Below are 25,893 nucleotides of genomic sequence, written 5' to 3' on the forward strand. Positions count from 1 at the left end.
AAGTTTTTGGCAAGCCGTCCGAGGGTTAGCCACTCAAAAGGGGTGTCATTCTCCAGATCAAACACGTATCCGCTCGATGACACACCGCTTCGGCCCCTAGGATTCCCCCTATCACCTCACCGGTCTCATTTGACAGGAACCCCATGAGCGACACTTCCCCCTACGGCTTCGAGCTTGTGCGGCGTGGGTACGACCGCGCTCAGGTGGACGAACGGATCTCCAAGCTCGTCTCCGACCGTGACAGCGCTCTCACCCGCATCACTGCTCTGGAAAAGCGCATCGAGGAGCTCCACCTCGAGACGCAGAACGCCCAGGCCCAGGTAAGCGACGCCGAGCCGTCGTACGCCGGTCTCGGCGCGCGTGTCGAGAAGATCCTCCGCCTCGCCGAGGAGGAGGCGAAGGACCTGCGCGAGGAGGCCCGTCGCGCGGCCGAGCAGCACCGCGAGCTCGCCGAGTCGGCGGCCCAGCAGGTGCGCAACGACGCGGAGTCGTTCGCCGCGGAGCGCAAGGCCAAGGCCGAGGACGAGGGCGTCCGGATCGTCGAGAAGGCCAAGAGCGACGCCTCCCAGCTGCGCAGCGAGGCCCAGAAGGACGCGCAGTCCAAGCGCGAGGAGGCGGACGCCCTCTTCGAGGAGACCCGCGCCAAGGCCGCGCAGGCCGCCGCCGACTTCGAGACGAACCTCGCCAAGCGTCGCGAGCAGTCGGAGCGCGACCTCGCGTCCCGCCAGCAGAAGGCCGAGAAGCGTCTCGCGGAGATCGAGCACCGCGCGGAGCAGCTCCGCCTGGAGGCCGAGAAGCTGCGCACGGACGCCGAGCGCCGCGCCCGCCAGACGGTGGAGACGGCCCAGCGTCAGGCCGAGGACATCGTCGCGGACGCGAACGCCAAGGCGGACCGCATCCGTTCGGAATCCGAGCGCGAGCTGGCCGCCCTCACCAACCGCCGCGACTCGATCAACGCCCAGCTCACGAACGTCCGCGAGATGCTCGCGACGCTCACGGGCGCCGCGGTGGCCGCGGCCGGTTCCCCGGCCACGGACGACGAGCCGATCTCCCGTGGGGTTCCGGCGCAGCAGTCCCGGTAAGTCCCGGTAACACCGCCTGACGGCAACGACAAGGGTCCGCACCCTCTCCCCCGAACGGTGCGGGCCCTTCGTCGTACCGGCGACAGGCTCAAGTGGCAGCGCCCCAGGGCCCGTCTTAGCGTGGCCGCATGATCGAGCTCGAAGGCCTGACCAAGCGGTACGGCGAGAAGGTCGCGGTCAACAACCTGACCTTCACCGTCCGGCCCGGCATCGTCACGGGCTTCCTCGGTCCCAACGGCGCCGGCAAGTCGACGACGATGCGCATGATGCTCGGCCTCGACCGGCCCACCGCCGGCGACGTCCGGATCGACGGACAGCACTACGACCGGCTGAAGGACCCCCTCCGGTACATCGGCGCCCTGCTGGACGCCAAGGCCATGCACGGCGGGCGCAGCGCCTTCAACCACCTCCTCTGCCTCGCGCAGAGCAACGGCATCCCGCGCGGCCGGGTCGACGAGGTGCTCGACACCGTCGGCCTGACCGCGGTGGCGAAGAAGAAGGCCAAGGGGTTCTCGCTCGGCATGGGCCAGCGGCTCGGCATCGCGGGCGCGCTGCTCGGCGACCCGCGCATCCTGATGTTCGACGAGCCGGTGAACGGGCTCGACCCCGAGGGCATCCACTGGATCCGCAACCTCATGAAATCGCTGGCCGCGCAGGGGCGGACCGTGTTCGTGTCCAGTCACCTCATGAGCGAGATGGCGCTGACCGCGGATCACCTGGTCGTCATCGGACAGGGCCGGCTGCTCGCCGACACGTCCATGGCCGATTTCATCGAGCAGAACTCGCGGTCGTACGTCCGTATCCGCACCCCCCAGCGCGAGCGGCTGCTGGACGTGCTGCACGGGGCCGGGATCACGGTCGTGGAGACCGGTGGCGGGGCGCTGGAGGTCGACGGCGGCAAGCCCGAGCACATCGGGGAGCTGGCGGCGCAGCACCAGATCGTGCTGCATGAGCTCAGCCCCCAGCAGGCCTCCCTGGAGGAGGCGTTCATGCAGTTGACCGCCGAGTCGGTCGAGTACCACGCGCACGCCGAGACGCCCCGGGAGCAGCAGACCTGGGGAGACGGCTGGAAGGGGAACTGACCATGGCGGCAGCCCAGGTCGTCCGGTCCGAGTGGACCAAGATCCGGTCGGTGGCGTCCACGGTGTGGACGCTCTCCCTCGCCGTGGTCGTCACGCTCGCGCTCGGCATGCTGATCTCGGCCCTGTCGAAGAACGAGTTCGACAAGATGGACCGCAAGGACCAGCTCTCCTTCGACCCGACCTACATCAGCTTCGCCGGGATGAGCCTCGGCCAGCTCGCGATGATCGTGTTCGGGGTGCTGGTGGTCTCGAACGAGTACAGCACCGGCATGATCCGCACCTCGCTGGCCGCCGTGCCGCAGCGGGGCACCTTCCTGTTCAGCAAGATCGCGGTCGCAACCGGCCTCTCCCTCGTCGTCGGCCTGGCCACCAGCTTCGTCGCGTTCTTCCTCGGGCAGGCCATGCTCGGCGAGCACCGGGCGCACATCGGCGACCAGGGCGTGCTGCGCGCGGTGATCGGCGGCGGTCTCTACATGACCCTCATCGCGATGTTCTCCATGGGCGTCGCCGCGATGCTGCGCTCGCCGATGCTGTCGCTGGGCATCCTGATGCCGTTCTTCTTCCTGATCTCCAACATCCTCGGCAATGTCCCGGCCACCAAGAAGATCGGCCGGTACCTGCCCGACCAGGCCGGCAGCAAGATCATGCAGGTGGTCACCCCCGTCGACGACGACACTCCGTACGGCCCCTGGGGCGGGCTGGCGATCATGGTGGTGTGGGTCGTGGCGGCGATCGCGGGCGGGTACGTGCTGTTGAAGAAGAGGGACGCCTGACAGGAAAAGGGGACTTCTGACAGCACTCGGGCTTTGCTTGCTCTTGAGTGGAACCGTCAGCGCCCGGATAAGCTCCTAACCCTTACGGGGGCGTGCGCCCTGCTGTCCTGAACCTTTCGATGGGTGCGGAGCATGATCGAGGCAGTCGGCCTGACCAAGCAATATGGCGACAAGACCGCTGTGTACAACCTTTCCTTCCAGGTGCGGCCCGGTGCCGTCACCGGCTTCCTGGGGCCCAACGGCTCCGGCAAGTCGACGACGATGCGGATGATCCTGGGCCTGGACAACCCCACCTCGGGGCAGGTGACGATCGGCGGCTACCCGTACCGCAAGCTGCCGAACGCCCCCCGCCAGGTCGGTGCCCTCCTCGACGCCAAGGCCGTGCACGGCGGCCGGCACGCCCGCAACCACCTGCTGTGCCTCGCCCAGCTCTCCGGCATCCCGGCCCGCCGGGTCGACGAGGTGCTCGGTGTGGTCGGTCTCCAGGACGTGGCGCGGAAACGTTCCAAGGGCTTCTCGCTCGGCATGGGCCAGCGGCTCGGCATCGCCGCCGCGCTCCTCGGCGACCCCCAGGTCCTCCTCTTCGACGAGCCGGTCAACGGCCTCGACCCCGAGGGCATCCTCTGGGTGCGGAACCTGATGAAGGCGCTGGCGGCGGAGGGCCGTACGGTCTTCGTCTCCTCCCACCTGATGAGCGAGATGGCGCTGACCGCCGACCACCTCATCGTGATCGGCCGCGGGCAGCTGCTGGCCGACATGAGCGTGAAGGACTTCATCGCGGCGAACTCGGCCGGATTCGCGCGCGTGCGCACGCCGGACACCGAGCCGCAGCTGCGCGAGAAGCTGACGTCCGCGCTGACCGAGGCGGGCGGCCATGTGATGCCCGAGCAGGACGGCGGGCTGCGGGTGACCGGGCTGCCGCTCCCCCGCATCAGCGACATCGCCCACGACACCGACGTACGCCTGTGGGAGCTGTCCCCGCACTCCGCCTCGCTGGAGGAGGCGTACATGCGGATGACGCAGGGGGCCGTCGACTACCGCTCGACGATCGACCAGAAGGCCGGCCTCATGCAGCCCCTGCCGCCCGGCGCGCAGCCCCCGATGCCGGTGCCCGGCCAGGGCCAGCCCGACTGGTACGCCCCGCCGCCGCCCCAGCAGTCCGCTGCGCAGGGCGGACCGGTGGCGGGCCCGTACGGCGCCGCACAGCCCCCGGCGGGCCCGTACGCCGCCCAGGGCGCCCCCGGCGGCGCCCAGCCGCCCGCCGGTCCGTACGGCGCTCAGGCACCGGCCGCTCCGCCCGCAGCCGCCGGCGCGGGCACGGCCAATCCGTACGCCCACACGGCTCCGCAGGCGCCCCAGGCCGCCCCGGTCGGTGCTCCGGCGCCCCAGGCCCCGGCGCAGGCCCCCGCGGACGCAGCCCCGGCGCCGTCGGCCGCGCAGCCCGCCGCCGCCCCGCAGTCCGCCGCCCCGGCCCCCGCGCCCAGCGCCGCGCCCGCCCAGCCCGCCGCCGACCTGACCAAGCCCGAGGACGCCCGATGAGCACGCCCCAGCCTCCGATGCCGCAGGCCGCCGCGCCCCACTGGCAGGCGGCGCCCGCCCCCGCGTACCCGACGTACACCTCGCCGATCCCCGTGGTCCGCACGCACCTCGGGCACGCGATCGCCTCGGAGTGGACGAAGATCCGTTCCGTGCGGTCGACGATGTGGACGCTCGGCGTGTTCATCCTCCTCGTCGTCGGCATCGGTCTGCTGGCCGCCGTGGTGGTGTCGAGCAGCGCCGGCGAGACCGACCTCGCCGGGGAGAACCCGCTGTCGTTCGGCTTCTTCGGGCTGCTGCTCGGCAGCATGTGCGTCATCACGCTCGGCGTGCTGACCACCGCCTCCGAGTACGGCACGGGCATGATCCGCACCACGACGACCGCGTGCCCCAACCGCGTCCGGGTGCTGACGGCGAAGGCCATCGTGTTCTTCGCCGTCGCCTTCGTGGTGACCTTCGGGTCGGCGCTCCTGGTCGCCCTCGCGGACGTGGCCCTGCTGGACAGCACCGGCGTCCGGGACCCCTCGGGCGGCGAGTGGCTCAAGGGCACCCTCGGCATCTCGCTCTACCTGGCGCTGCTCGGCCTGCTCTCGCTGCTCATCGGCTCGATCATCCGGCACTCGGCGGGCGCGATCACCATCATGATCGGCGTGGTGCTGGCCCCGCTGGTCATCGCGCTGTTCATGTTCTCGTCCTCGCTGGAGAAGCTGCGCGAGGCCCTGTTCGAGTACTCCATCCCGAACCAGCTGAGCGTCTTCTACTCCAACTCGCTGACCGAGTCCGGCCCGTCCGGCTGGGACCCGCTGTGGATCATGCTCGGCGTGACGGCCGTCGCGTTCGCGGGCGCCTGCGCGCTGCTGGAGAAGCGGGACGTCTGAGCAGGACGCCCGAAGACGTTCAGAACCTGGGCGCGTTACGGGACCGCTGCACCCGCGTGGTGCGGCGGTCCTTCGCGTTCCAGCAGGCCTTGTGCCAGTGCCGGCGCTCGTCGACGCCGGAGTGGTCGGGCCAGGCCACCACGTGCGGGACGCCGTCCGGGATCAGCTGGTCGCAGCCCGGGCAGCGATAGGACTTGCCCTGCGCACTCGCCCCCGCCACATGACGGACGTTCCACTCCTCGCCCTGCCAGCTCTCCGTGGACTGCCAGCCGCCGTACCGGCCGGACCGGTCGTCCTCGGCGCTCCGGCCGGAATCGGCACCCTTGGGTCGGTTGCGACGCGGGGACACGGAACACCTCTCGGGGCTATACAGGAAACACGGGCCGTGTCCAGCCTACGCGGCGTGGACAGGGGTACGCGAAGGGCACCAACCCCCGCAAGTCCCCCATGCGGACGCCGCATTCGGCAGACAATCCGCAAATCTCTTCGCCAGGCCGTGTCCTCGGCACGTGTCAGACGGTTATGCCGGGTGGGGGAGCTCCGCGTCGGAGCCAAGGAAGCAGGAAAAGCACATGCGCGTTGGAAGTTTCGTGTTGGCGGCCCAGTTCCCGGGACAGGGCCAGGGGGAGGCGCTGCACCGCGCGGTCCGCTCGGCCGAGGTGGCCGAGGAGGCGGGGCTGGACTCGGTCTGGCTGGCCGAGCACCACTTCGTGCCGTACGGCACCTGCCCGTCGGCGATCACCCTGGCCGCGTTACTGCTCGGCCGCACCCGCCGGCTCCATGTCGGCACCGCGGTGAGCGTGCTGCCCACCGCCCACCCGGTAGCCCTCGGCGAACAGGCCGCGCTGCTGCATCTCACGTCCGGCGGGCGCTTCTCGCTGGGCGTCGGGCGCGGCGGGCCGTGGGTCGATCTGGAGGTGTTCGGCTCGGGGCTCGCGGCGTACGAGAAGGGGTTCCCGGAATCACTCGATCTGCTGGTGCGCTGGTTGCGCGAACCGTCCGTCGCGGCCGACGGCGAGCGCTACCGCTTCCGCGAGGTGCCCGTCGTACCCCGTCCGTCGGAGTCCCTGTCGGACGAGCCGGGCTCCGGCCCCGAGGTCATCGTGGCGTGCACGTCCCCGGCGAGTGTGAAGCTGGCGGCCGAGCGCGGGCTGCCGATGCTGCTCGGCATGCATGTCGGGGACGAGGAGAAGGCGGAGATGGTGGCCCTGTGGCGCAACCACGCACGCGCGGCGGGCCGTTCGCAGGACGAGATCTCGGGCGCGGCCCATGTCTCCGCCGGCGTCTGCCAGATCGCGGACAAGCGCACGGACGCCGTGGAAGCGTTGGTGAAGGCGATGCCGGGCTGGCTGCGGCAGGGGCTGGAAGCCCATGTGACGGTCGACGGGCGGCACCGCTCGATGCGCGATCCCCTGGCGTACACCGAACTGCTCTGCGGGCTGCACCCGGTGGGCACCCCCCGGCTGTGCGCCGACCGGCTCGCCGCGACCAGCGAGCGGACCGGCATCTCCCGCTTCGCCCTGCTCGTCGAGGGCTCGGGCGACCTCGCGGCCACCGAGGAGAACGTACGCAGGCTGGGCGCCGAGGTGCTCCCTCACCTCGGCTGACCATGGCCCCGCGCAGAGCTTGCCGCCCCGGTACTGAATGCACCTCCCGCGTACGGAGCGGCAAGCAAGACGGCTCGCTGCGTCAGCAGTCCCGGAACTCCGGGGACTGGTTCAGCAGCTGACTGCGGACCGAGGTGAAGCGGGCCAACGTCTCGTCCACCGAGGCGTCCAGGGGGAACACTGCCACTCGGTGGCAGTTCTGGAAGGCCAGCCGTACCCCGAAGTGCCGTTGCAGCGCGCCGCGTATCGCGTCACTCGCGAGCGCACGCAGCAGCTGACCGCGCGCCTGCTCGTCCGGCGGGGGCGTCTGGTTGTCGGCGAAGGAACCGCCGTCGACCTTCAGCTGGGCCACCAGGGAGCTGATCATCTCCCATGCGTAGGGCAGGGAGGTCCGGACGCAGTCGACGAATTCCGCTTCGTCGACCTCGCCTCGCTCGGCCTTCTCGAGTAGGGCCGGTGAGACGTCGAGCGACATGGGTTCTCCTCTCGCACCCCCGAACAACAGGGGTTGCCGGACAGATGAGGGAGTCCGTGAGGCCGAACACGCTGAGTACATGCCCCACGACCTCCCGTTTACTACGGTAGGCAACCGACCGTGACGGCACCAGGAGATTGCGTACATAGAGGGGCCCCAATGGGCACACAATCGGCCACAAATGAACAGGGGTCGTTCCGGGTGCTACGGGCCGAATCGCTTCCACGCCGGGCCGTCGAGTAGCGTTGCCCACCATGCGTCTCGTCATTGCCCGGTGCTCCGTCGACTACGCGGGCCGGCTCACCGCCCACCTCCCGTCCGCGCCCCGCCTGATCCTCGTGAAGGCGGACGGCAGCGTCTCGATCCACGCGGACGACCGGGCCTACAAGCCCCTGAACTGGATGTCGCCGCCCTGCACGTTGAAGGAGGGGGCGGGCGACGAAGAGGGCGTCTGGACCGTCATCAACAAGGCCGGCGAGAAGCTGATCATCACGATGGAGGAGATCCTCCACGACTCCTCGCACGAACTCGGCGTCGACCCGGGCCTGATCAAGGACGGCGTGGAAGCGCACCTCCAGGAGCTCCTCGCCGACCGCATCGAGACCCTCGGCGACGGCTACACCCTCATCCGCCGCGAGTACATGACCGCCATCGGCCCGGTCGACATCCTGTGCCGGGACGCCGAGGGCCAGACCGTCGCGGTCGAGATCAAGCGGCGCGGCGAGATCGACGGCGTCGAGCAACTCACCCGCTACCTGGAGCTGTTGAACCGCGACCCGCATCTCGCCCCGGTCCGCGGCATCTTCGCCGCCCAGGAGATCAAGCCCCAGGCCCGCGTCCTCGCCACCGATCGCGGCATCGGCTGCACGGTTCTCGATTACGACGCCCTGCGCGGCATCGAGGACGACAAGCTGCGGCTCTTCTGACCGACCGGGGCCTGAGGGGCGCCGACGGGCCTGAGGGACCTGAGGGGGCCTGAGGGGGCCTGAGGGGCCTTCCCATGACGACGGTGAGGGCCGGATTCCATCGTGGAATCCGGCCCTCAGCGCATGCGTACGCGCGTCAGATCACCGCGTCCGACGCCGAACCCGAGGTGCTCGGCGTCCCCGCGGCGCTGCTCGCCGGGGCGCTGGCCGGTGCGCTGGAGGAGGCCGGGCCACTGGCGGAGTTGGTGGTGGACGGCTCCTCCGTGGGCGTCGGGCTCGTCGTCGGCGACGGCGGGGCGGACGTCTCGGACTCGGTGGGTGTCGGCGTCGGCGTGGGCGTGGACGACGTCGGCGGCCTGGTCGACGAGGACGGCGGCCTGGTCGTCGGGGTCTTCGACGGCGAGCTCGACGACGGCGGCCTGGTCCCGCTCGGGTCGTCGGACGGCTGCGCGGACTCGGTGGGCGTCGGGTCGTCGGACGTGCCGAAGGTGCCGTCGGGACCCGGGTCGGTCGGGCGGCTGGTGGCCGTGCCGGTGTCGCCCTTGCCGTCGTCGCTCTTCGGCACGTCGGCGCCGAGGCTGCCGTCGTCCGTGCCCTGGCTCGCCGACGGGTTGACGCCGACCTTGGTGGACGGGTCGTCGGTGTCCTGGTTGGAGGTGGCGCCGAGCGTCACCACCGTGCCGAGGACGGCCGCGAGGAGGGCGCCCGCGCCGGCCGCGACGAGGTTGCGCCGGGCGAGTCCCTTCAGGCCGCCGCGGGCCTTGCGGTTGGGGGCGGGCCCTGCGGGTGCCACGGCCCGGTGGGTGACCAGGGTCGCGGTGTCGTTCGGCGGCTGGAGCGGCGGGAAGGCCGCCGGGATGCCGCCGGGCGGCGACTGCGACTCCTCGTGGCGGGCGTCGGGCACCTCCTCACCGGCGGTCGCGGTGAGGGCCGACGGCATGCCGGACCGGTCGGCGACCAGGGCGAGGGCACGGCGGCCCGCGACGGTGCCGCGCTTGTCGGCGAGGGCACCGCGCAGCGCGATGGCGGCCTCCAGCTCGGCGCGGGCCCGGTCCAGTTGGTCGGCACAGAGCGCGAGGATGCCCAACTCATGGTGGAAGTACGCCTGTTCGCCCACCTCGCCGGAGACCCGGGCGGCCTCGGCGCCGAACCGCAGGGTCCGCTCCCAGGCGCTCCAGTGCAGCCCGGCGGCGAACGCGGGCGCGGCGGTGCGGGCCAGCTGGACGGTGACGTTGTCCTCGCCGTCGGCGGGCGGCGCGACGACCGGCACGAGCACGGCGAGGGCGGCGAGCACGGCGTCGGCCTCGGCGCACACCCGCTCGGGCGTGACCGAGGGGTGTCCGGCCCACCAGGCGTAGTGCCGGGCCGCGGCCAGGGCCTGGTCCTCGATGTCGTCGCCGTACCCGGCGCTCGCCAGCTGCGTCCGCACGCCCGCCGCGAGCCGGTAGCGGGAGCCGACCGGTGTGACGAGGGCGCAGCTCAGCAGTTCGCCGAGCGCGGCGTCCGCGTGGGTGTCGCCGACGAGGGCGGGCAGATGGGCCTGGTGCGGTATCTCGCCGTCGAGCGCCACGGCGAACCGCAGCGCGGCGCGCGCCGACTCGCTGAGCCGGCCCGCGAGCAGCGCGGCCGGCGCGGCACCCTCGGCGAGCGAGGGCAGCGGCACGTCGTGGCCGTCGCCGGCGTCGTAGGGGGCGTCGACCTGGGCGCCCTGGAAGACGCCGAACTCGTCGAAGGCGTCGGCGCTGGCCCGCAGTTCGTCGCGCTGCCGGAGCAGGGCGCCGGCCTGCACGAACCGCAGCGGCAGGCCCTCGGACTCGAACCACAGGTCGCCGGCCCAGTTGGCCTCCTCCTCGGTGAGGACGCGGCCGACGGCACGTTCCAGGAGCTCCACTCCCCCGGCCCGGTCCAGGCCGCCGAGGAAGACCTCTTCGAGAGCGGAGTCGGCGGACGGCGCGGGCACGTCCGGGGTGGCGGCGATCAGGAAGGCGCACTCGGGGGTGGCGTCGAGCAGGTCGTCGAGCGCGGCGCCGCCGAACTCGACGTCGTCGAGGACGACGACCGCGCCGATCTCCCGGACGAGGGCGAGCAGGTCCTCGTGGCCGGGGCGGTGCAGGGGGGCGTCGTAGACGGCGTAGAAGAGGTCGTGGAGGAGGTCGTCGGCGCTGCGGTGGAAGCCGTTGAGGCGGACGACGCCGTCGGGCGCGAGGTCCGAGCAGTCCTCGGCGACGACGTCGAGGAGGCTGGTGCGGCCGGAGCCCGCGGGGCCGGTGAGGCGGACGGAGCGACCGCGGGCGAGCAGCCGCACGAGCCGTTCCCGCTCGTCCTGGCGTTCCAGGAGCGGCAGCCGGGGCGGGGTGGGGCCGGGCGGGGCCGGCGGGCGGGCCGCGCGGTCGGCCTCTGCGCGCGCGACGGCGCTGAGCTTCTGCGGCCGGGCGGGGCGTTCGCCCGGCGGGCAGGCCTCTATCTCGCTGCCGTCGACGGGGTTGACGGTGAGCAGGTGGTCGCCGGAGACCAGCTGCACCGTGCGGGCCAGGGCGGGCGCGCTCTGGCCGAAGTCGGGTGTGAGCGGATCCCGGGGCGGACGCTGGCGCGGCGCGCTGCCGTCACCTTCGTGGCCGTACTCCTCGGGTCCCCGGTTGTTCGGGTCCATAGGTTTCAAGCCCCCCAAAAGCGTCTCGTGTGTCGTGGGTCCGCCGGGACCCAGGCCCCCTCCGGCCTGCTGCACACCGCGCTGTCGCTTCTGGTCCGGGCCCGCTCGTTCAGGGACGTGCTTCCAGCGGGCGACCGAACCCTAAACCTTCGCACAGTATCTACGACAGCCCGGGGTACCGCGCCGTCCGAGACGTCACAGTCTCGTGAGGATTGTGCTCACCGCGCTCTTCACGATGGCAACACCCGGCCCTCACACCGCTTCCACACAAGGGTTCACACCCAGGGCAGCGACTCCACCCCGATGCCGCCCTCGATCGCCAGGATCCGGTGCAGCCGGGTGGCCACCAGCAGGCGCTGCATCTGCGGCGGTACGTCGCGCAGCACCAGGCGCCGGCCGCAGCGGCCGGCCCTGCGGTGGGCCCCCATGATCACCCCGAGTCCGGTGGCGTCCCAGGAGTCGAGCTCGGACAGATCCAGCACGAGATCGCCGACTCCGTCGTCGACGGCCGAGTGCAGGACCGTACGGGCGTCCGCCGCGCTGCGGACGTCGAGGCGGCCCCCGACGACCAGCTCGGCGTGGTCGCCCCTGATGAACATATGCGCTCCCCGTGGTGCGTCTCGTGCTCCGCGAATGTGATGTCCGGTGATGCAACCTCTGACTGCGCAAAGCGGTCAGAGGTTGCCGTCTGTAAGCGAACCGATACCGAATTCACCCCCCGGTGTGACACCTGAGGGGCGTGTGTGATTTCGGTTCCTGATCAGTACGAGCAGCAGCCCTGCCCGTCTTGATCAGTACGAGTAGAAGCCCTGCCCGCTCTTGCGCCCGATGTCACCGGCGTCAACCATCCGGCGCATCAGCTCCGGCGGAGCGAACTTCTCGTCCTGGGACTCGGTGTAGATGTTGCTGGTGGCGTGCAGCAGGATGTCGACGCCGGTGAGGTCGGCCGTGGCGAGCGGGCCCATGGCGTGCCCGAAGCCCAGCTTGCAGGCGAGGTCGATGTCCTCGGCGGTGGCGACACCCGACTCGTAGAGCTTGGTGGCCTCGACGACGAGCGCCGAGATGAGCCGGGTGGTCACGAACCCCGCGACGTCCCGGTTGACGACGATGCAGGTCTTGCCGGTGGACTCGGCGAACTCCCGCGCGGTGGCGAGCGTTTCGTCGCTGGTCTTGTAGCCGCGGACCAGCTCGACGAGCCGCATCATCGGCACGGGCGAGAAGAAGTGGACGCCGACGACCCGCTCGGGGTGCTCGGTGGCCGCCGCGATCTTGGTGATCGGGATGGCGGAGGTGTTGGAGGCGAGGACGGTGTCCTCCCGCACGATCTTGTCGAGCGTGCGGAAGATCTCGTGCTTCACCTCCAGCTTCTCGAAGACCGCCTCGACGACGATGTCGGCGTCCGCGGCGGCGTCGAGATCGGTGGTCGCGGTGATCCGGCCGAGGGCGGCGTCGGCGTCGTGCGCCTCCATCCTGCCCTTGCTGACGAACTTGTCGTACGAGGCCTTGATGCCGTCGGTGCCACGCTTCAGCGCCTCGTCGGTGACGTCCCGCAGGACGACGTCCCAGCCCGCCTGCGCGGAGACCTGGGCGATCCCGGAACCCATCAAGCCGGCGCCGATGACGGCAAGCTTCCGTGCCACTGTTGCGACTCCCCTTTTGAACGCCTTACACGCTGTTTAAGTTGCCTCTCCGGCGGACCCTAGCGCTCGTGAGGGGCTGTGTGACCGGTAAGTAATGCGCGTCACGTCTCATCTGACGGACATCACACCGGCAGACGTCACGAGGGGTCTCGTACGGCGTAGTTGAGCACCTTCTCGCTCAACAGCTCCTCGACGTCGTCCAGGAGCACCAGTACCTCACGCGACACTTCGCCCGGATTGCGCCCTGCGACCATCTCTCGCCCGATGTGGACGAACACTTCCGAGTGGACCCAGCAGATCTGACCGGCGATCAGCCCCGGCAGCGGGTCGGCGTCGGCGGCGCCGGTCTCCTCCCGGAGTGTCGCTTCGAGGTGGTCGTGGATCTCCTGCTGGAGACTCCACAGCCGCGAACGCAGCGGCGGCGCCTCGTGGATGCAGCGCATGAAGCGGTCGTAGCCCTTCATGAGGCCGAGCCTGGGCGAGACCGCCTCGGCCTCGCCGCGCAGCTCGCGCAGGACGGCGCGGGCGGCGGACTCCCCCGCGTCCCGGGCCCGCACCCAGCGCGAGAGCTGTTCGACGACACCGGAGGACCGGTCGAAGAAGAGGTCCTCCTTCGCGGGGAAGTAGTTGTAGACGGTGTTGACGGAGACGTCGGCCGCCTCGGCCACCTCCGCGATGGTCACGGTCACGAAGCCGTGCTCCAGGAACAGCCCGGTGGCGATGTCCGAGATCCGCTGCCTCGTCTCGCGCTTCTTCCGCTCCCTGAGCCCTTCTGCCATGGTCACCATCCTAGCTTCGCTGGACTCCATGAAACTTTGGGGCCATTGCAAAATTTAAGAGACCCTGTTTTTCTAGGGCCATGACCGTCATCCGTACGGCCGGACTGGCCCGTACCTTCCAGACCAAGCACGGCCCCGTGGCGGCCGTGCGCGGCATCGACCTCACCGTCCGCGAGGGCGAGATCCTCGGCTTCCTCGGCCCCAACGGCGCCGGAAAGACCACCACCCTGCGCATGCTCACCACCCTGCTCGCCCCGACCGGCGGCACCGCCACGGTCGCCGGGCACGACCTCGCCACGGACCCGGCCGGGGTGCGCCGGGTCTGCGGTTACGTGGCCCAGTCGGGCGGCGTCGACCCGCAGATCAGCGTGCGCGAGGAACTCGTCACGCAGGGGCGGATGTACCGCCTGACCAAGCCCCAGGCCAAGGAACGCGCCGCGGAGCTGGCCCGTGACCTGGGCCTGACCGAGCTGCTCGACCGCAAGTGCGGGGAGCTGTCGGGCGGCCAGCGCCGCCGCCTGGACATCGCGATGGCGCTCACCCACCGCCCGCAGGTCCTCTTCCTCGACGAGCCGACCACCGGCCTCGACCCCGGCAGCCGCGCCGACCTGTGGGACCTGATCCGGCGGCTGCGCGCCGAGCACGGCACCACCGTCTTCCTCACCACCCACTACCTCGACGAGGCCGACGCCCTCGCCGACCGCCTGGTGATCGTCGACCGTGGCGTGGTGGTGGCCGAGGGCACGCCGAGCGCGCTCAAGCTGGAGCACGGCGGCTCGATCGACGCCACGCTCCAGGACACGTTCCTCGCCATCACCGGCCGCAGCGCCACCCCAGCCGACGCCGCCCCCGTAGCCGTATAGGACCCCGCGACATGCTTCTCCACGACACCGCGCTCATCTACGGCCGCTATCTGCGCCAGTCCCTGCGCTCGCGCTTCGCACTGCTCTTCGGGGTGCTGATGCCGCTGCTGTACCTGCTGTTCTTCGGCCCGCTGCTGACCGATCTGCCGCTCGGCGGGCGGGGCAGCTCGTGGCAGGTGCTGGTGCCGGGGCTGCTCCTGCAACTCGGTCTGTTCGGGGCCCTGTTCGCCGGGTTCATGATCATCCTGGAGAAGGGGTCGGGCATCGTCGACCGGATGCGGGTCACGCCCGTCAGCCGGCTCGGGCTGCTCCTCGGCCGGGTGCTGCGGGACGCGACGGTCTTCGTCTTCCAGGCGGTGCTGCTGGTGCTGGCCGCGCTGGTGATGGGGCTGCGCGCGCCACTCGCCGGCATCCTGATCGGCTTCGCCTTCGTCGGGCTGCTCACCGTCTCGCTCGCCTCGCTGTCCTACGCGGTGGCGATGAAGGTCCGCACGCCCCAGGAGTTCGGTCCGCTCATCAACGCCGTGTCGATGCCGTCGATGCTGCTGTCCGGCCTGATGCTCCCGATGACCCTGGGCCCGGCCTGGCTGGACGTCCTGTCCCACTTCATGCCGTTCCGCTATCTGGTGGACGCGATGCGGGACGCGTACGTCGGCGCGTACACGACCGCGCACATGGCGTACGGCGTGCTGGTCGCCCTCGGTTTCTCGGCGCTCGCCGTGACAGTGGGCACACGCGTCTTCCGGACGGCCGGGGCGTAACTAGGCTGAGCCCATGGTCAATCTGACGCGCATCTACACCAGGACCGGCGACCAGGGCACCACCGCCCTCGGCGACATGAGCAGGGTCGCCAAGACCGACCTGCGGATCTCCGCGTACGCCGACGCCAACGAGGCGAACGCGGTGATCGGGACGGCGATCGCGCTGGGCGGCCTCGACGAGGAGATCGTCGAGGTCCTCACCCGCGTGCAGAACGACCTGTTCGACGTCGGCGCCGACCTGTCGACGCCCGTGGTCGAGAACCCGGAGTTCCCGCCGCTCAGGGTCGAGCAGTTCTACGTCGACAAGCTGGAGGCGGACTGCGACCGCTTCAACGAGCGACTGGAGAAGCTCCGGTCGTTCATCCTGCCCGGCGGCACGCCCGGCGCGGCCCTGCTGCACCAGGCGTGCACGGTCGTCCGGCGCGCCGAACGGTCCACCTGGGCGGCGCTGGAGGTGCACGGCGCCCAAGGAGAGAACGGCAGCATGAACCCGCTGACCGCGACCTACCTCAACCGCCTGTCGGACCTGCTGTTCATCCTGGCCCGGACCGCCAACAACGAGGTCGGGGACGTGCTGTGGGTGCCCGGCGGGGAGCGTTAGCGCTCCCGCTTGGGGAACAGGGTGTAGCTCCCGGCGATGACGAGGTTGATGCCGATCAGCCAGAGCATGCGCTGCTGCCACGCCCGCAGCGAGTCGGTCTCGCCGGCGCCACCGACGTACCAGATCGCGGCCTGGAGCAGGGCCAGGGCGACGACCGCGGCGACGACCCAGCGGCCCGCGACCTTCCATTCGTGGACGGCGCGGGCCGTGCCGTACTTCGGCGGCCGTACCGGCGGCGGTCCGCCCGCGAAGCGGTGGGCGAACCGGGCGTCGGCCCAGCGGACCGTGGAGTGGCCGAGCCCCACGGTGAAACCGATGTAGACGGCGGCCAGGCCGTGCTTCCAGTCGGGCTCGGCGCCGTTGCGGAGGTCGATCGCCGTGACGGTGAACAGCATGAGCTCCAGCAGCGGCTCGCACAGCAGGAGGCCGAGGCCGAGGCGCGGCATCTTCAGCAGGTACCGGAAGGCCAGCCCGGCGGCCAGCAGCACCCAGAACGCCACCTCGCACGCGACGATCAGTCCGACGATCATGAACCCGCTCCCTTCCCTCCTCTCCCAGGTTCGGGCCGCGGTCCCCCGCTTTCGTCGTCGTCGCTGACGAACCCGCCGTACATCGAAAGATGCAGTCCAGGACCGTCCCCGGGGATCAGGCGGGCGGCCCGGCGGCCGTGTTTCATGGGGACATGGCCGTACGACTGCCCCGCCCGCACCGCTTCGACGTGTACATCGCGGGCGCTGGGCTGCTCGGCGGCCTGCTGCTGGTGCTCTTCGGGCTGGGCACCCGGCCGTCCGACGACCCGATCACCCTCTTCGACGGGCCCTGGCCGGTGCTGGTGCCGCTCACCGTGCTGGCCGGCTGCGAGCTGCTGCGCCGCGCGGCACCGCGCGCGGCCCTGCTGACCGGCACGCTCGCGATCTGCGCGGACCTGGTGACGCAGGGCAGCCTCGCCTCGGTGCTGATGTTCACCGACCTCGTCTACGCCGCCGTCCTGTACGGCCCGCTCGCCTCCGCCCGCCGCATCCAGTGGATCACCGGCCTGCTCACGGTGGTCGCGACGCTGGTGCCGTTCGCGGTGTGGCGGGTGCCGGAGGCGCTGCTGATCGGTGTGGTCGTCGGGGTCGTGGCGTACGGGCCCGCCGCCACCGGCTGGATCGTCCGCAACCACCGCGACGCCGCCGAGGCCGCCCGGCTGCGCGCCGAACAGACCGCGCTGCTCGCGGAGATGGACCGCAGCCAGGCCGTCGTCGCCGAACGCGCCAGGATGGCGCGGGAGTTGCACGACATGGTCGCCAACCATCTGTCCGCGATCGCGATCCACTCCACCGCCGCGCTGTCGCTGGACGATCCGAGGACCTCCGCGGAGGCCCTCGGCGTCATCCGCGAGAACAGCGTCAAGGGGCTGGCGGAGATGCGCCGGCTGATCGGCATCCTGCGCGACGGCGACGAGGAGCCGAGCGCGGTCCCGACCCTCGACGGTCTCGCCGCCCTGGTCGAGGACGCCCGCACCAACGGTCTCGACGTGACGCTGGACGCCGGGCACGGCACGACCGTGCCCGCCCCCGTCGAGCTGGCCGCCTACCGAATCGTCCAGGAGTCCCTGACCAACGCGCTCAAGCACGCCTGCCCCGGCCCCGTCACCGTCACCCTGGCCCGGCGCGACGGCTCCCTCGACGTGCTCGTGACCAGCCCGTACGGTCACCGGGACGGCCCGCGCGCCCCCGGCTCCGGCTCCGGTCTGGTCGGGATGCGAGAGCGGGTCGCGCTGCTGGGCGGCACCTTCGAGGCAGGCCCCGAGGGCGAGTCATGGACGGTACGGGCGATGCTCCCCCTGACCGAAGGAGACCCCGCATGATCCGCCCCGTCCGTGTGCTCGTCGCCGAGGACCAGTCCGCCGTCCGGGCGGGCCTCGTCCTCATCCTGCGCAGCGCCCCCGACATCGAGGTGGTCGGCGAGGCCGCGGACGGCGAGCAGGCGGTGGCGCTGGCCCGGGAACTGCGGCCGGACCTGGTCCTGATGGACGTCCAGATGCCGCGTCTGGACGGGGTGTCGGCGACCCGGAAGGTCACGGAGGAGGGACTCGCGGACGTCCTCGTGCTGACCACCTTCGACCTCGACGAGTACGTGTTCGGGGCGCTGCGGGCGGGCGCGGCCGGGTTCCTGCTGAAGAACACGGAGGCGAAGGCCCTGATCGAGGCCGTCCGCACGGTGGCCCGCGGCGAGGGCATCGTCGCCCCGGCCGTCACCCGCCGCCTGATCGCCGAGTTCGCGGCGAAGCCCGTACGGCAGTCGAGCGCGGACCCAGCCGTCCTGGACTCCCTCACCCGCCGTGAACGCGAGGTGCTGTCCTGCCTCGGCGAGGGACTGTCCAACGCCGACATCGCGGGGCGCCTCGACATGGCGGAGGCGACGGTGAAGACGCACGTCAGCCGCCTCCTGGGCAAGCTGGAGCTGCGGAGCCGGGTCCAAGCGGCCGTCCTTGCGCAGGAGTTGGGTGTCTGAGCGGTTGCATACGAGAGTGGTCCAGACCTATTGACCGATGGTCCAGACCTTTCTATTCTCACCGCACCGTGGGCACGAAGGCTCAGTCGTGCCCCCACCCCCGAAAAGGAGGCGCGGCATGCGCTTCAGACACAGAGCCGCGGCAGGGTTCGCGACCCTGCTGCTCCCCTTCGCCGGACTGGTCGGGCTGGCCAGTCCCGCCGAGGCGGCGACGTCCGCGACCGCGACCTACGCCAAGACCCAGGACTGGGGCACCGGCTTCGAGGGCAAGTGGACCGTCAAGAACACCGGTGACACCACCCTCAGCTCCTGGACCGTGGAGTGGGACTTCCCCTCCGGCACCTCGGTCACCTCCGCCTGGGACGCCGACGTCACCTCCTCCGGCACCCACTGGACCGCCAAGAACAAGTCCTGGAACGGCACCCTCGCCCCCGGCGCCTCGATCTCCTTCGGCTTCAACGGCTCCGGCACCGGCGCCCCGTCCAACTGCAAGCTGAACGGCGGCAGTTGCGACGGCGGCACCACCAACCCGAGCGACAGCGCGCCCAGCGCGCCCGGCACTCCGACCGCGTCGAGCGTCACCGACACCTCGGTGAAGCTCTCCTGGAGCGCGGCCACCGACGACAAGGGCGTCAAGAACTACGACGTCCTGCGCAACGGCACCAAGGTCGCGACGGTGACGACGACCTCGTACACCGACACCGGCCTGACCGCCGGCACCTCCTACTCGTACACCGTCCAGGCCCGCGACACCGCCGACCAGACCGGCCCGGTCAGCGGCGCGCTCTCGGTGACGACGACAGGTGGCGGCGGCACCGACCCGGACCCCGGCACCGGCGGCAAGGTCAAGCTCGGCTACTTCACCGAGTGGGGCGTCTACGGCCGCAACTACCACGTCAAGAACCTGGTGACCTCCGGCTCGGCGTCGAAGATCACGCACATCAACTACGCGTTCGGCAACGTCAAGGACGGCAAGTGCGTCGTCGACGACACCTACGCCGCCTACGACAAGGCCTACACCGCCGACCAGTCCGTCAGCGGCGTCGCCGACACCTGGGACCAGCCGCTGCGCGGCAACTTCAACCAGCTGCGCGAGCTGAAGGCCAAGTACCCGAACATCAAGGTGCTGTACTCCTTCGGCGGCTGGACCTACTCCGGCGGCTTCGCCCAGGCCGCCGCCAACCCGGCCGCGTTCGCCGCGAGCTGCAAGTCCGTCATCGAGGACCCGCGCTGGGCGGACGTCTTCGACGGCATCGACATCGACTGGGAGTACCCGAACGCCTGCGGTCTGACCTGTGACACCTCCGGTGCCGCGGCCTTCAAGAACCTGATGGCGGCGCTGCGTTCGGAGTTCGGCAGCGACTACCTGGTCACCGCCGCGATCACCGCGGACGCCTCCGACGGCGGCAAGATCGACGCGGCCGACTACGGCGGCGCCTCGGCCTACGTCAACTGGTACAACGTGATGACGTACGACTACTTCGGCGCCTGGGACAAGACGGGCCCGACCGCCCCGCACTCCCCCCTCACCTCCTACTCGGGCATCCCGAAGGCCGGCTTCAACTCGGCCGACGCGATCGCCAAGCTGAAGGCGAAGGGCGTGGCGTCGAGCAAGCTCCTGCTCGGCATCGGCTTCTACGGCCGCGGCTGGACCGGCGTCACCCAGGCGGCCCCCGGCGGCACCGCCACCGGCCCGGCTCCCGGCACCTACGAGGCGGGCATCGAGGACTACAAGGTCCTCAAGACGTCCTGCCCCGCCACCGGCACCGTCGGCGGCACCGCGTACGCCTACTGCGGCAGCAACTGGTGGTCGTACGACACCCCCGCCACCATCGGCACCAAGATGACCTGGGCCAAGAACCAGGGCCTGGGCGGGGCGTTCTTCTGGGAGTTCAGCGGCGACAGCAGCAACGGCGAGCTGGTGAGCGCCATCAACAGCGGACTGAGCTGACCTGCTCCATCGTTCAACCCGGGGGCGCGCGGTGCATACCGCGCGCCCCCGGCGCATGCGCCCCACCGGGACCTTCGGCCCCACCGCGGGGTCGGTCGGCCAATGCCGGACATGTCACCCCCGCCCCCACAGTGAATCCGTCAGCCAGCAAACGGAACTGTTCATTCAGGGGGAATCATGAACCTCAGGACCAAGAAGACCGCCGTCGGAGTACTCGCGGGCGCGGCGGCCGCCGTCGCCCTCGCCACCGGACCGGCTCTGGCCGCGGTGACCTTCGACCCGGCGACCGGCACGGGGTTCGTAGGCAAGGGCGACGTCCAGACCGCGTTCGGCTGGAACAACAAGCAGCTCCAGACCAACGCGCCCGGCGTCACGTTCGCGTACGACGCCACCACCCACTACAGCGCGGTCTGCGAATGGATCACCGGGGCGGGCACCAAGGGCCAGAAGACCCACGACATCACGCTGAACCGCCACACCGGCGTCAGCAACACGGTGGCCTACGACCCGCGCGTGCAGACCCAGATCACCGGCTTCACCCTCACCGGCTTCGGCAGCACCAGCACCACCGGCACCGTTCCGGCCGTCGGTGAGCCGTGCGTCGGCAACGACGACGGGGTGGACCACAACGGCACCTGGGTCACGGTCGACGAGGTCGGCACCACGGCCGTCTTCTCGGTCGGCTACGCCGGTACGAGCGTGCCGCTGGCCTGAGTCGCTAGGCGACGTTGACGCGCTGACCGGGCGGGGCCGCCTCCAGCCAGGCGAGGAAACCGGTCAGCGCGTCCTCGCTCATGGCGAGTTCGAGCCGGGTGCCGCGGTGCAGACAGGTGAGGACGACGGCGTCCGACAGCAGCGCCAGCTCCTCCTCCCCCTCGGGCAGACGGCGGCCGGCGACCTCGATCGCGGCGCGCTCCAGGACGCGGCGCGGCCGGTAGGCGTAGGAGAAGACGCGGTACCACTCGATGCGGTCGCCGTTGTAGCGGGCGACACCGTAGCTCCAGCCCTTGCCGCTGGTGTCGGTTTTCTCCGGGACGTCCCAGCGCAGGGAACAGTCGAAAGTGCCGCCCGAGCGCTGAATCAGTCTGCGGCGCAGGCCGAAGACGAACAGTCCCAGCACCACCAGGGCGACCACGACTCCGCACACAGTCAGAGCGAGGACCATCGACACCGACCTCCTCGTCTACTCGGTAACGGATCACTCGGTAACGGATTGGAAAAAACATCCACATTCGCCTCAGCCGCGACCAGGGCCGGATTTCTCCGGTCCCAGCCGCGGCTGAGTGACGTCATACGGTCCAGCGCAGGCTAGCGCGTCGCCGCCGCACGGATACGTACGTCCGCGCGACGCTCGGCGGCGGCGTCACCCTCCGCCTTCGCCCGCTCCAGCTCGCGCTCCGCGCGCTGGACGTCGATCTCGTCCGACAGCTCGGCGATCTCGGCCAGCAGCGACAGCTTGTTGTCCGCGAACGAGATGAAACCGCCGTGCACCGCGGCGACGACCGTTCCACCATCACTCGTACGGATGGTCACCGGGCCCGACTCCAGCACACCGAGCAGCGGCTGGTGACCGGGCATGACGCCGATGTCGCCGGACGTGGTGCGCGCGACGACCAGGGTGGCCTCGCCGGACCAGACCTCTCGGTCGGCCGCGACCAGCGCGACGTGCAGCTCAGCAGCCAAGGTGGCTCCTCGGGTCACCACCCGGCAGGTCTGCCGGGTGTTGGTTACAAGTCTAATAGGCGTGAAAGAGGGGGCGGGACGTACCCCGCCCCCTCTTCAAGAGCACACGGCTCAGGAGACGCCGAGCTCCTTGGCGTTGGCCTTCAGGTCCTCGATGCCACCGCACATGAAGAACGCCTGCTCCGGGAAGTGGTCGTACTCGCCGTCGCAGATCGCGTTGAAGGCCGCGATCGACTCGTCCAGCGGGACGTCCGACCCGTCGACGCCGGTGAACTGCTTGGCGACGTGGGTGTTCTGGGACAGGAAGCGCTCCACGCGACGGGCACGGTGGACGACGAGCTTGTCCTCCTCGCCGAGCTCGTCGATACCGAGGATCGCGATGATGTCCTGGAGGTCCTTGTACTTCTGCAGGATGTTCTTGACGCGCATGGCGGCGTCGTAGTGGTCCTGCGCGATGTACCGCGGGTCCAGGATGCGGGACGTGGAGTCCAGCGGGTCCACGGCCGGGTAGATGCCCTTCTCGGAGATCGGACGGGAGAGAACCGTCGTCGCGTCGAGGTGGGCGAAGGTGGTGGCCGGGGCCGGGTCGGTCAGGTCGTCCGCGGGGACGTAGATCGCCTGCATCGAGGTGATCGAGTGACCACGGGTCGAGGTGATGCGCTCCTGGAGGAGACCCATCTCGTCGGCCAGGTTCGGCTGGTAACCCACCGCGGAGGGCATACGGCCGAGCAGGGTCGACACCTCGGAACCGGCCTGCGTGAAGCGGAAGATGTTGTCGATGAAGAACAGCACGTCCTGCTTCTGCACATCGCGGAAGTACTCCGCCATGGTCAGACCGGCGAGGGCCACACGGAGACGGGTGCCCGGGGGCTCGTCCATCTGGCCGAAGACCAGCGCGGTCTTGTCGATGACGCCGGAGTCCGACATCTCCTCGATGAGGTCGTTGCCCTCACGGGTGCGCTCACCGACACCGGCGAACACGGAGACACCGTCGTGGTTGTTGGCGACGCGGTAGATCATCTCCTGGATGAGCACCGTCTTGCCGACGCCGGCACCACCGAACAGACCGATCTTTCCACCCTTGACGTACGGGGTGAGAAGGTCGATGACCTTGACGCCGGTCTCGAACATCTCGGTCTTCGACTCGAGCTCGTCGAAGTTCGGGGCCTTGCGGTGGATGCCCCAGCGCTCGCCGTCGTACTTCTCGTCGACGTTCAGCACCTCACCGAGGGTGTTGAACACCTTGCCCTTGGTGAAGTCGCCGACCGGGACCGTGATGGAGGCACCGGTGTCGGTGACCGCGGCCTGGCGGACCAGACCGTCGGTGGGCTGCATGGAGATGGTGCGGACCAGGCCGTCACCCAGGTGCTGGGCGACCTCCAGGGTCAGCGTCTTCTTCGCGCCGTCCTGGGCCGGGTCGGCCACCTCGACGTGAAGGGCGTTGTAGATGTCGGGCATCGCGTCGACGGGGAACTCCACGTCGACGACCGGGCCGATGACCCGGGCGACGCGGCCCGTGGCCGTCGCGGTCTCAACAGTGGTGGTCATTAGCGGTCACTCCCCGCGGTCGCGTCGGCCAGGGCTGCGGAGCCACCGACGATCTCGCTGATTTCCTGGGTGATTTCGGCCTGGCGGGCCGCGTTGGCAAGTCGGGAGAGCGTGGTGATGAGCTCTCCGGCGTTGTCGGTGGCCGACTTCATCGCGCGGCGCGTGGCGGCGTGCTTGGAGGCAGCCGACTGGAGCAGCGCGTTGTAGATACGGCTTTCGACGTAGCGCGGCAGCAGGGCGTCGAGGACGTCCTCCGCCGACGGCTCGAAGTCGAACAGCGGAAGGATCTCGCCCTTGGGGGCTGCTTCCTTCGCGACCTCGTCGAGGCTGAGCGGCAGCAGTCGGGAGTCGATTGCCGTCTGCGTCATCATCGAGACGAACTCGGTGTAGACGATGTGGAGTTCGTCCACGCCGCCGTCCGCCGTCTCCTTCTCGATGGCCTCGATCAGCGGACCCGCGACCTTCTTCGCGTCCGCGTAGCTGGGCTCGTCGGTGAAGCCCGACCACGACTCCGCGACCTTGCGCTCGCGGAAGTTGTAGTGGGCCAGACCGCGCCGGCCGACGATGTACGTGTCGACCTGCTTGCCCTCGGCCTCAAGACGCGCGGTGAGCAGCTCCGCGGCCTTGATGGCGTTGGAGTTGAAGGCACCGGCGAGACCACGGTCGCTCGTCAGGAGCAGCACCGCGGACCGCGTGACCGTCTCGGCCTGCGTGGTCAGCGGGTGCTTCGTGTTCGAGCCGGTACCCACCGCCGTGACCGCGCGGGTGAGCTCGGTCGCGTACGGCGTGGAGGCCGCCACCTTGCGCTGCGCCTTGACGACACGCGAGGCGGCGATCATCTCCATCGCCTTGGTGATCTTCTTGGTCGCGGTGACGGATCGGATGCGACGCTTGTAGACCCGGAGCTGGGCTCCCATGAGTCAGGTCCCTTCCTTACGTCACTTGGCGGCGGCCGGGGCGTCCTCGCCGAGAAGCTTGCCGTCCGAGGTCTCGAACTGCTTCTTGAAGTCGGCGATCGCGTCGGCAACAGCGGTGAGGGTGTCGTCCGACAGCTTGCCGCCCTCGCGGATGGAGGTCATGAGGCCCTGCTCCTTGCGGTGCAGGTACTCCAGGAGCTCCTTCTCGAAGCGGCGGATGTCGGCGACCGGGACGTCGTCCATCTTGCCGGTGGTGCCGGCCCAGACGGAGACGACCTGGTCCTCGGTGGACATCGGCTGGTACTGAGCCTGCTTGAGCAGCTCGACCATGCGCTGACCGCGCTCCAGCTGCGCCTTCGACGCGGCGTCCAGGTCGGAACCGAAGGCGGCGAACGCCTCCAGCTCACGGAACTGGGCGAGGTCCACGCGCAGACGGCCGGAGACCTGCTTCATCGCCTTGTGCTGCGCGGAACCACCGACTCGGGAGACGGAGATACCGACGTTCAGCGCGGGGCGCTGACCGGCGTTGAACAGGTCCGACTCCAGGAAGCACTGGCCGTCGGTGATGGAGATGACGTTGGTCGGGATGAACGCCGAGACGTCGTTGGCCTTGGTCTCGACGATCGGCAGACCGGTCATCGAGCCGGCGCCCATGTCGTCGGAGAGCTTGGCGCAGCGCTCCAGCAGACGGGAGTGCAGGTAGAAGACGTCACCCGGGTAGGCCTCACGGCCCGGCGGGCGGCGCAGCAGCAGGGACACGGCGCGGTAGGCGTCGGCCTGCTTCGACAGGTCGTCGAAGATGATGAGGACGTGCTTGCCCTCGTACATCCACTGCTGGCCGATGGCCGAACCGGTGTACGGCGCCAGGTACTTGAAGCCGGCCGGGTCGGACGCCGGGGCGGCGACGATGGTCGTGTACTCCAGCGCGCCGTTCTCCTCCAGCGCGCGGCGGACCGACGCGATGGTGGAGCCCTTCTGGCCGATGGCGACGTAGATGCAGCGGACCTGCTTGTTCACGTCGCCCGAGCGCCAGTTGTCGCGCTGGTTGATGATCGTGTCGACGGCCAGGGCGGTCTTGCCGGTCTGACGGTCACCGATGATCAGCTGACGCTGGCCACGGCCGATCGGGGTCATCGCGTCGACGGCCTTGTAGCCGGTCTCCATCGGCTCGTGCACCGACTTGCGCTGCATGACCGTGGGGGCCTGCAGCTCGAGGGCGCGGCGGCCGGACGTCTCGATCTCGCCGAGGCCGTCGATCGGGTTGCCGAGCGGGTCGACGACGCGGCCGAGGTAGCCCTCGCCGACGGCCACGGAGAGGACCTCACCGGTGCGCGTGACCGGCTGACCCTCCTCGATGCCGCTGAACTCACCGAGGACGATGGCGCCGATCTCGCGCTCTTCCAGGTTGAGCGCGAGGCCGAGGGTGCCGTCCTCGAACTTCAGCAGTTCGTTGGCCATGGCCGAGGGCAGACCCTCGACCTTCGCGATGCCGTCGCCGGCAAGGGTGACCGTACCGACCTCCTCGCGCGAGGCCGCGTCCGGCTTGTACGACTGGACGAAGTTCTCCAGCGCGTCCCGGATCTCCTCCGGCCGGATCGTGAGCTCCGCCATCTGGGTTCCCTGCTCTCCTTGTTGGGCCCGA

At 70.2% G+C, this 25,893-nt stretch carries 26 protein-coding genes; 14 read left to right on the top strand and 12 right to left on the bottom strand.

What is annotated here, in order from left to right:
* Positions 1-143 precede the first annotated feature (143 nt).
* The 5 genes from DI272_RS16060 to DI272_RS16080 all read left to right on the top strand — a co-directional run bounded on the left by DI272_RS16060 (position 144) and on the right by DI272_RS16080 (position 5,351).
* On the top strand, positions 144-1,082 hold the full coding sequence (locus tag DI272_RS16060) for a cellulose-binding protein (protein ID WP_109496036.1): 939 nt from the start codon (positions 144-146) through the stop codon (positions 1,080-1,082).
* Positions 1,083-1,210: 128 nt separating this feature from the next.
* Complete coding sequence (locus DI272_RS16065; protein ID WP_109496037.1) at positions 1,211-2,164, top strand: ABC transporter ATP-binding protein; 954 nt, start codon at positions 1,211-1,213, stop codon at positions 2,162-2,164.
* Positions 2,165-2,166: 2 nt separating this feature from the next.
* Positions 2,167-2,937 (top strand): ABC transporter permease, encoded by a 771-nt coding sequence (locus DI272_RS16070; protein ID WP_109496038.1) that lies wholly within the window; start codon positions 2,167-2,169, stop codon positions 2,935-2,937.
* A 132-nt stretch (positions 2,938-3,069) separates the two neighbouring features.
* Positions 3,070-4,476: an ABC transporter ATP-binding protein gene (locus tag DI272_RS16075; protein ID WP_109496039.1), complete on the top strand. Its 1,407-nt coding sequence runs from the start codon at positions 3,070-3,072 to the stop codon at positions 4,474-4,476.
* The gene (locus tag DI272_RS16080) at positions 4,473-5,351 is read left to right on the top strand and encodes an ABC transporter permease (RefSeq protein ID WP_109496040.1); all 879 of its coding nucleotides are present in this window, start codon (positions 4,473-4,475) and stop codon (positions 5,349-5,351) included. Before DI272_RS16075 ends, DI272_RS16080 begins: the two co-directional genes overlap by 4 nt.
* Positions 5,352-5,370: 19 nt before the next feature.
* On the opposite strand, the gene DI272_RS16085 is transcribed toward DI272_RS16080, so the two are convergent.
* A complete protein-coding gene (locus DI272_RS16085; protein WP_109496041.1) occupies positions 5,371-5,700 on the bottom strand; it encodes an ATP/GTP-binding protein in 330 nt (109 codons plus the stop codon).
* A 223-nt stretch (positions 5,701-5,923) separates the two neighbouring features.
* Here DI272_RS16085 and DI272_RS16090 point away from each other — a divergent pair, with 223 nt between their 5' ends.
* Entirely contained in the window at positions 5,924-6,958 is a 1,035-nt protein-coding gene (locus tag DI272_RS16090; RefSeq protein ID WP_109496042.1) for an LLM class flavin-dependent oxidoreductase, read from the top strand.
* 82 nt (positions 6,959-7,040) lie between these two features.
* Here DI272_RS16090 and DI272_RS16095 read toward each other — a convergent pair whose 3' ends face one another.
* Positions 7,041-7,433 carry an SCO5389 family protein gene (locus DI272_RS16095; RefSeq protein WP_097269047.1) on the bottom strand — a complete coding sequence of 131 codons (393 nt, stop codon included), beginning with the start codon at positions 7,431-7,433 and terminating at the stop codon, positions 7,041-7,043.
* Positions 7,434-7,687: 254 nt separating this feature from the next.
* Between DI272_RS16095 and nucS the strand changes: the two genes are divergently transcribed.
* Positions 7,688-8,359 carry an endonuclease NucS gene (nucS, locus tag DI272_RS16100; protein WP_109496043.1) on the top strand — a complete coding sequence of 224 codons (672 nt, stop codon included), beginning with the start codon at positions 7,688-7,690 and terminating at the stop codon, positions 8,357-8,359.
* 136 nt (positions 8,360-8,495) lie between these two features.
* On the opposite strand, the gene DI272_RS16105 is transcribed toward nucS, so the two are convergent.
* The 4 genes from DI272_RS16105 to DI272_RS16120 all read right to left on the bottom strand — a co-directional run bounded on the left by DI272_RS16105 (position 8,496) and on the right by DI272_RS16120 (position 13,428).
* The gene (locus tag DI272_RS16105) at positions 8,496-11,009 is read right to left on the bottom strand and encodes an ATP-binding protein (RefSeq protein ID WP_109496044.1); all 2,514 of its coding nucleotides are present in this window, start codon (positions 11,007-11,009) and stop codon (positions 8,496-8,498) included.
* 275 nt (positions 11,010-11,284) lie between these two features.
* Positions 11,285-11,608: an STAS domain-containing protein gene (locus DI272_RS16110; RefSeq protein WP_109496045.1), complete on the bottom strand. Its 324-nt coding sequence runs from the start codon at positions 11,606-11,608 to the stop codon at positions 11,285-11,287.
* Positions 11,609-11,800: 192 nt separating this feature from the next.
* Positions 11,801-12,649 (bottom strand): 3-hydroxyacyl-CoA dehydrogenase family protein, encoded by an 849-nt coding sequence (locus DI272_RS16115; RefSeq protein WP_109496046.1) that lies wholly within the window; start codon positions 12,647-12,649, stop codon positions 11,801-11,803.
* 137 nt (positions 12,650-12,786) lie between these two features.
* Positions 12,787-13,428 carry a TetR/AcrR family transcriptional regulator gene (locus tag DI272_RS16120; RefSeq protein WP_109500862.1) on the bottom strand — a complete coding sequence of 214 codons (642 nt, stop codon included), beginning with the start codon at positions 13,426-13,428 and terminating at the stop codon, positions 12,787-12,789.
* An 80-nt stretch (positions 13,429-13,508) separates the two neighbouring features.
* Between DI272_RS16120 and DI272_RS16125 the strand changes: the two genes are divergently transcribed.
* Genes DI272_RS16125 through DI272_RS16135 form a run of 3 tightly spaced genes read left to right on the top strand, consistent with a single transcriptional unit; the run spans position 13,509 to position 15,653 of the window.
* On the top strand, positions 13,509-14,291 hold the full coding sequence (locus DI272_RS16125; protein WP_109496047.1) for an ABC transporter ATP-binding protein: 783 nt from the start codon (positions 13,509-13,511) through the stop codon (positions 14,289-14,291).
* Positions 14,292-14,302: 11 nt separating this feature from the next.
* Positions 14,303-15,052: an ABC transporter permease gene (locus tag DI272_RS16130; protein ID WP_109496048.1), complete on the top strand. Its 750-nt coding sequence runs from the start codon at positions 14,303-14,305 to the stop codon at positions 15,050-15,052.
* A gap of 13 nt (positions 15,053-15,065) precedes the next feature.
* Positions 15,066-15,653 (top strand): cob(I)yrinic acid a,c-diamide adenosyltransferase, encoded by a 588-nt coding sequence (locus DI272_RS16135; protein WP_109496049.1) that lies wholly within the window; start codon positions 15,066-15,068, stop codon positions 15,651-15,653.
* Here the strand turns inward: DI272_RS16135 and DI272_RS16140 are convergent.
* A complete protein-coding gene (locus DI272_RS16140) occupies positions 15,650-16,183 on the bottom strand; it encodes a hypothetical protein (RefSeq protein ID WP_109496050.1) in 534 nt (177 codons plus the stop codon). The two genes, DI272_RS16135 and DI272_RS16140, sit on opposite strands and share 4 nt — an antisense overlap.
* 152 nt (positions 16,184-16,335) lie before the next feature.
* On the opposite strand from DI272_RS16140, the gene DI272_RS16145 reads away from it, so the two are divergent.
* The 4 genes from DI272_RS16145 to DI272_RS16160 all read left to right on the top strand — a co-directional run bounded on the left by DI272_RS16145 (position 16,336) and on the right by DI272_RS16160 (position 20,817).
* Complete coding sequence (locus tag DI272_RS16145; protein WP_258314576.1) at positions 16,336-17,505, top strand: sensor histidine kinase; 1,170 nt, start codon at positions 16,336-16,338, stop codon at positions 17,503-17,505.
* Positions 17,502-18,152, top strand: coding sequence for a response regulator transcription factor (locus tag DI272_RS16150; protein ID WP_109496052.1), 651 nt, complete (start codon positions 17,502-17,504; stop codon positions 18,150-18,152). Before DI272_RS16145 ends, DI272_RS16150 begins: the two co-directional genes overlap by 4 nt.
* A 118-nt stretch (positions 18,153-18,270) precedes the next feature.
* Positions 18,271-20,103: a glycoside hydrolase family 18 chitinase gene (locus DI272_RS16155; RefSeq protein WP_109496053.1), complete on the top strand. Its 1,833-nt coding sequence runs from the start codon at positions 18,271-18,273 to the stop codon at positions 20,101-20,103.
* A gap of 177 nt (positions 20,104-20,280) precedes the next feature.
* Positions 20,281-20,817, top strand: coding sequence for a hypothetical protein (locus DI272_RS16160; protein ID WP_109496054.1), 537 nt, complete (start codon positions 20,281-20,283; stop codon positions 20,815-20,817).
* 4 nt (positions 20,818-20,821) lie between these two features.
* Here the strand turns inward: DI272_RS16160 and DI272_RS16165 are convergent, their stop codons facing one another.
* The 5 genes from DI272_RS16165 to atpA all read right to left on the bottom strand — a co-directional run bounded on the left by DI272_RS16165 (position 20,822) and on the right by atpA (position 25,862).
* Positions 20,822-21,268 carry a DUF2550 domain-containing protein gene (locus DI272_RS16165; RefSeq protein ID WP_059192320.1) on the bottom strand — a complete coding sequence of 149 codons (447 nt, stop codon included), beginning with the start codon at positions 21,266-21,268 and terminating at the stop codon, positions 20,822-20,824.
* A gap of 143 nt (positions 21,269-21,411) precedes the next feature.
* Entirely contained in the window at positions 21,412-21,786 is a 375-nt protein-coding gene (locus tag DI272_RS16170) for a F0F1 ATP synthase subunit epsilon (RefSeq protein WP_046262507.1), read from the bottom strand.
* A gap of 111 nt (positions 21,787-21,897) precedes the next feature.
* Positions 21,898-23,334 carry a F0F1 ATP synthase subunit beta gene (gene atpD / locus DI272_RS16175; protein ID WP_109496055.1) on the bottom strand — a complete coding sequence of 479 codons (1,437 nt, stop codon included), beginning with the start codon at positions 23,332-23,334 and terminating at the stop codon, positions 21,898-21,900.
* Positions 23,334-24,251 carry a F0F1 ATP synthase subunit gamma gene (locus DI272_RS16180; protein ID WP_109496056.1) on the bottom strand — a complete coding sequence of 306 codons (918 nt, stop codon included), beginning with the start codon at positions 24,249-24,251 and terminating at the stop codon, positions 23,334-23,336. The genes atpD and DI272_RS16180 overlap by 1 nt, the downstream gene beginning before the upstream one ends.
* A 21-nt stretch (positions 24,252-24,272) precedes the next feature.
* A complete protein-coding gene (atpA, locus tag DI272_RS16185; protein ID WP_079311050.1) occupies positions 24,273-25,862 on the bottom strand; it encodes a F0F1 ATP synthase subunit alpha in 1,590 nt (529 codons plus the stop codon).
* Positions 25,863-25,893: the final 31 nt, after the last annotated feature.

Origin of the sequence: Streptomyces sp. Act143 (assembly GCF_003143935.1) — a bacterium.
Lineage (GTDB): Bacteria > Actinomycetota > Actinomycetes > Streptomycetales > Streptomycetaceae > Streptomyces.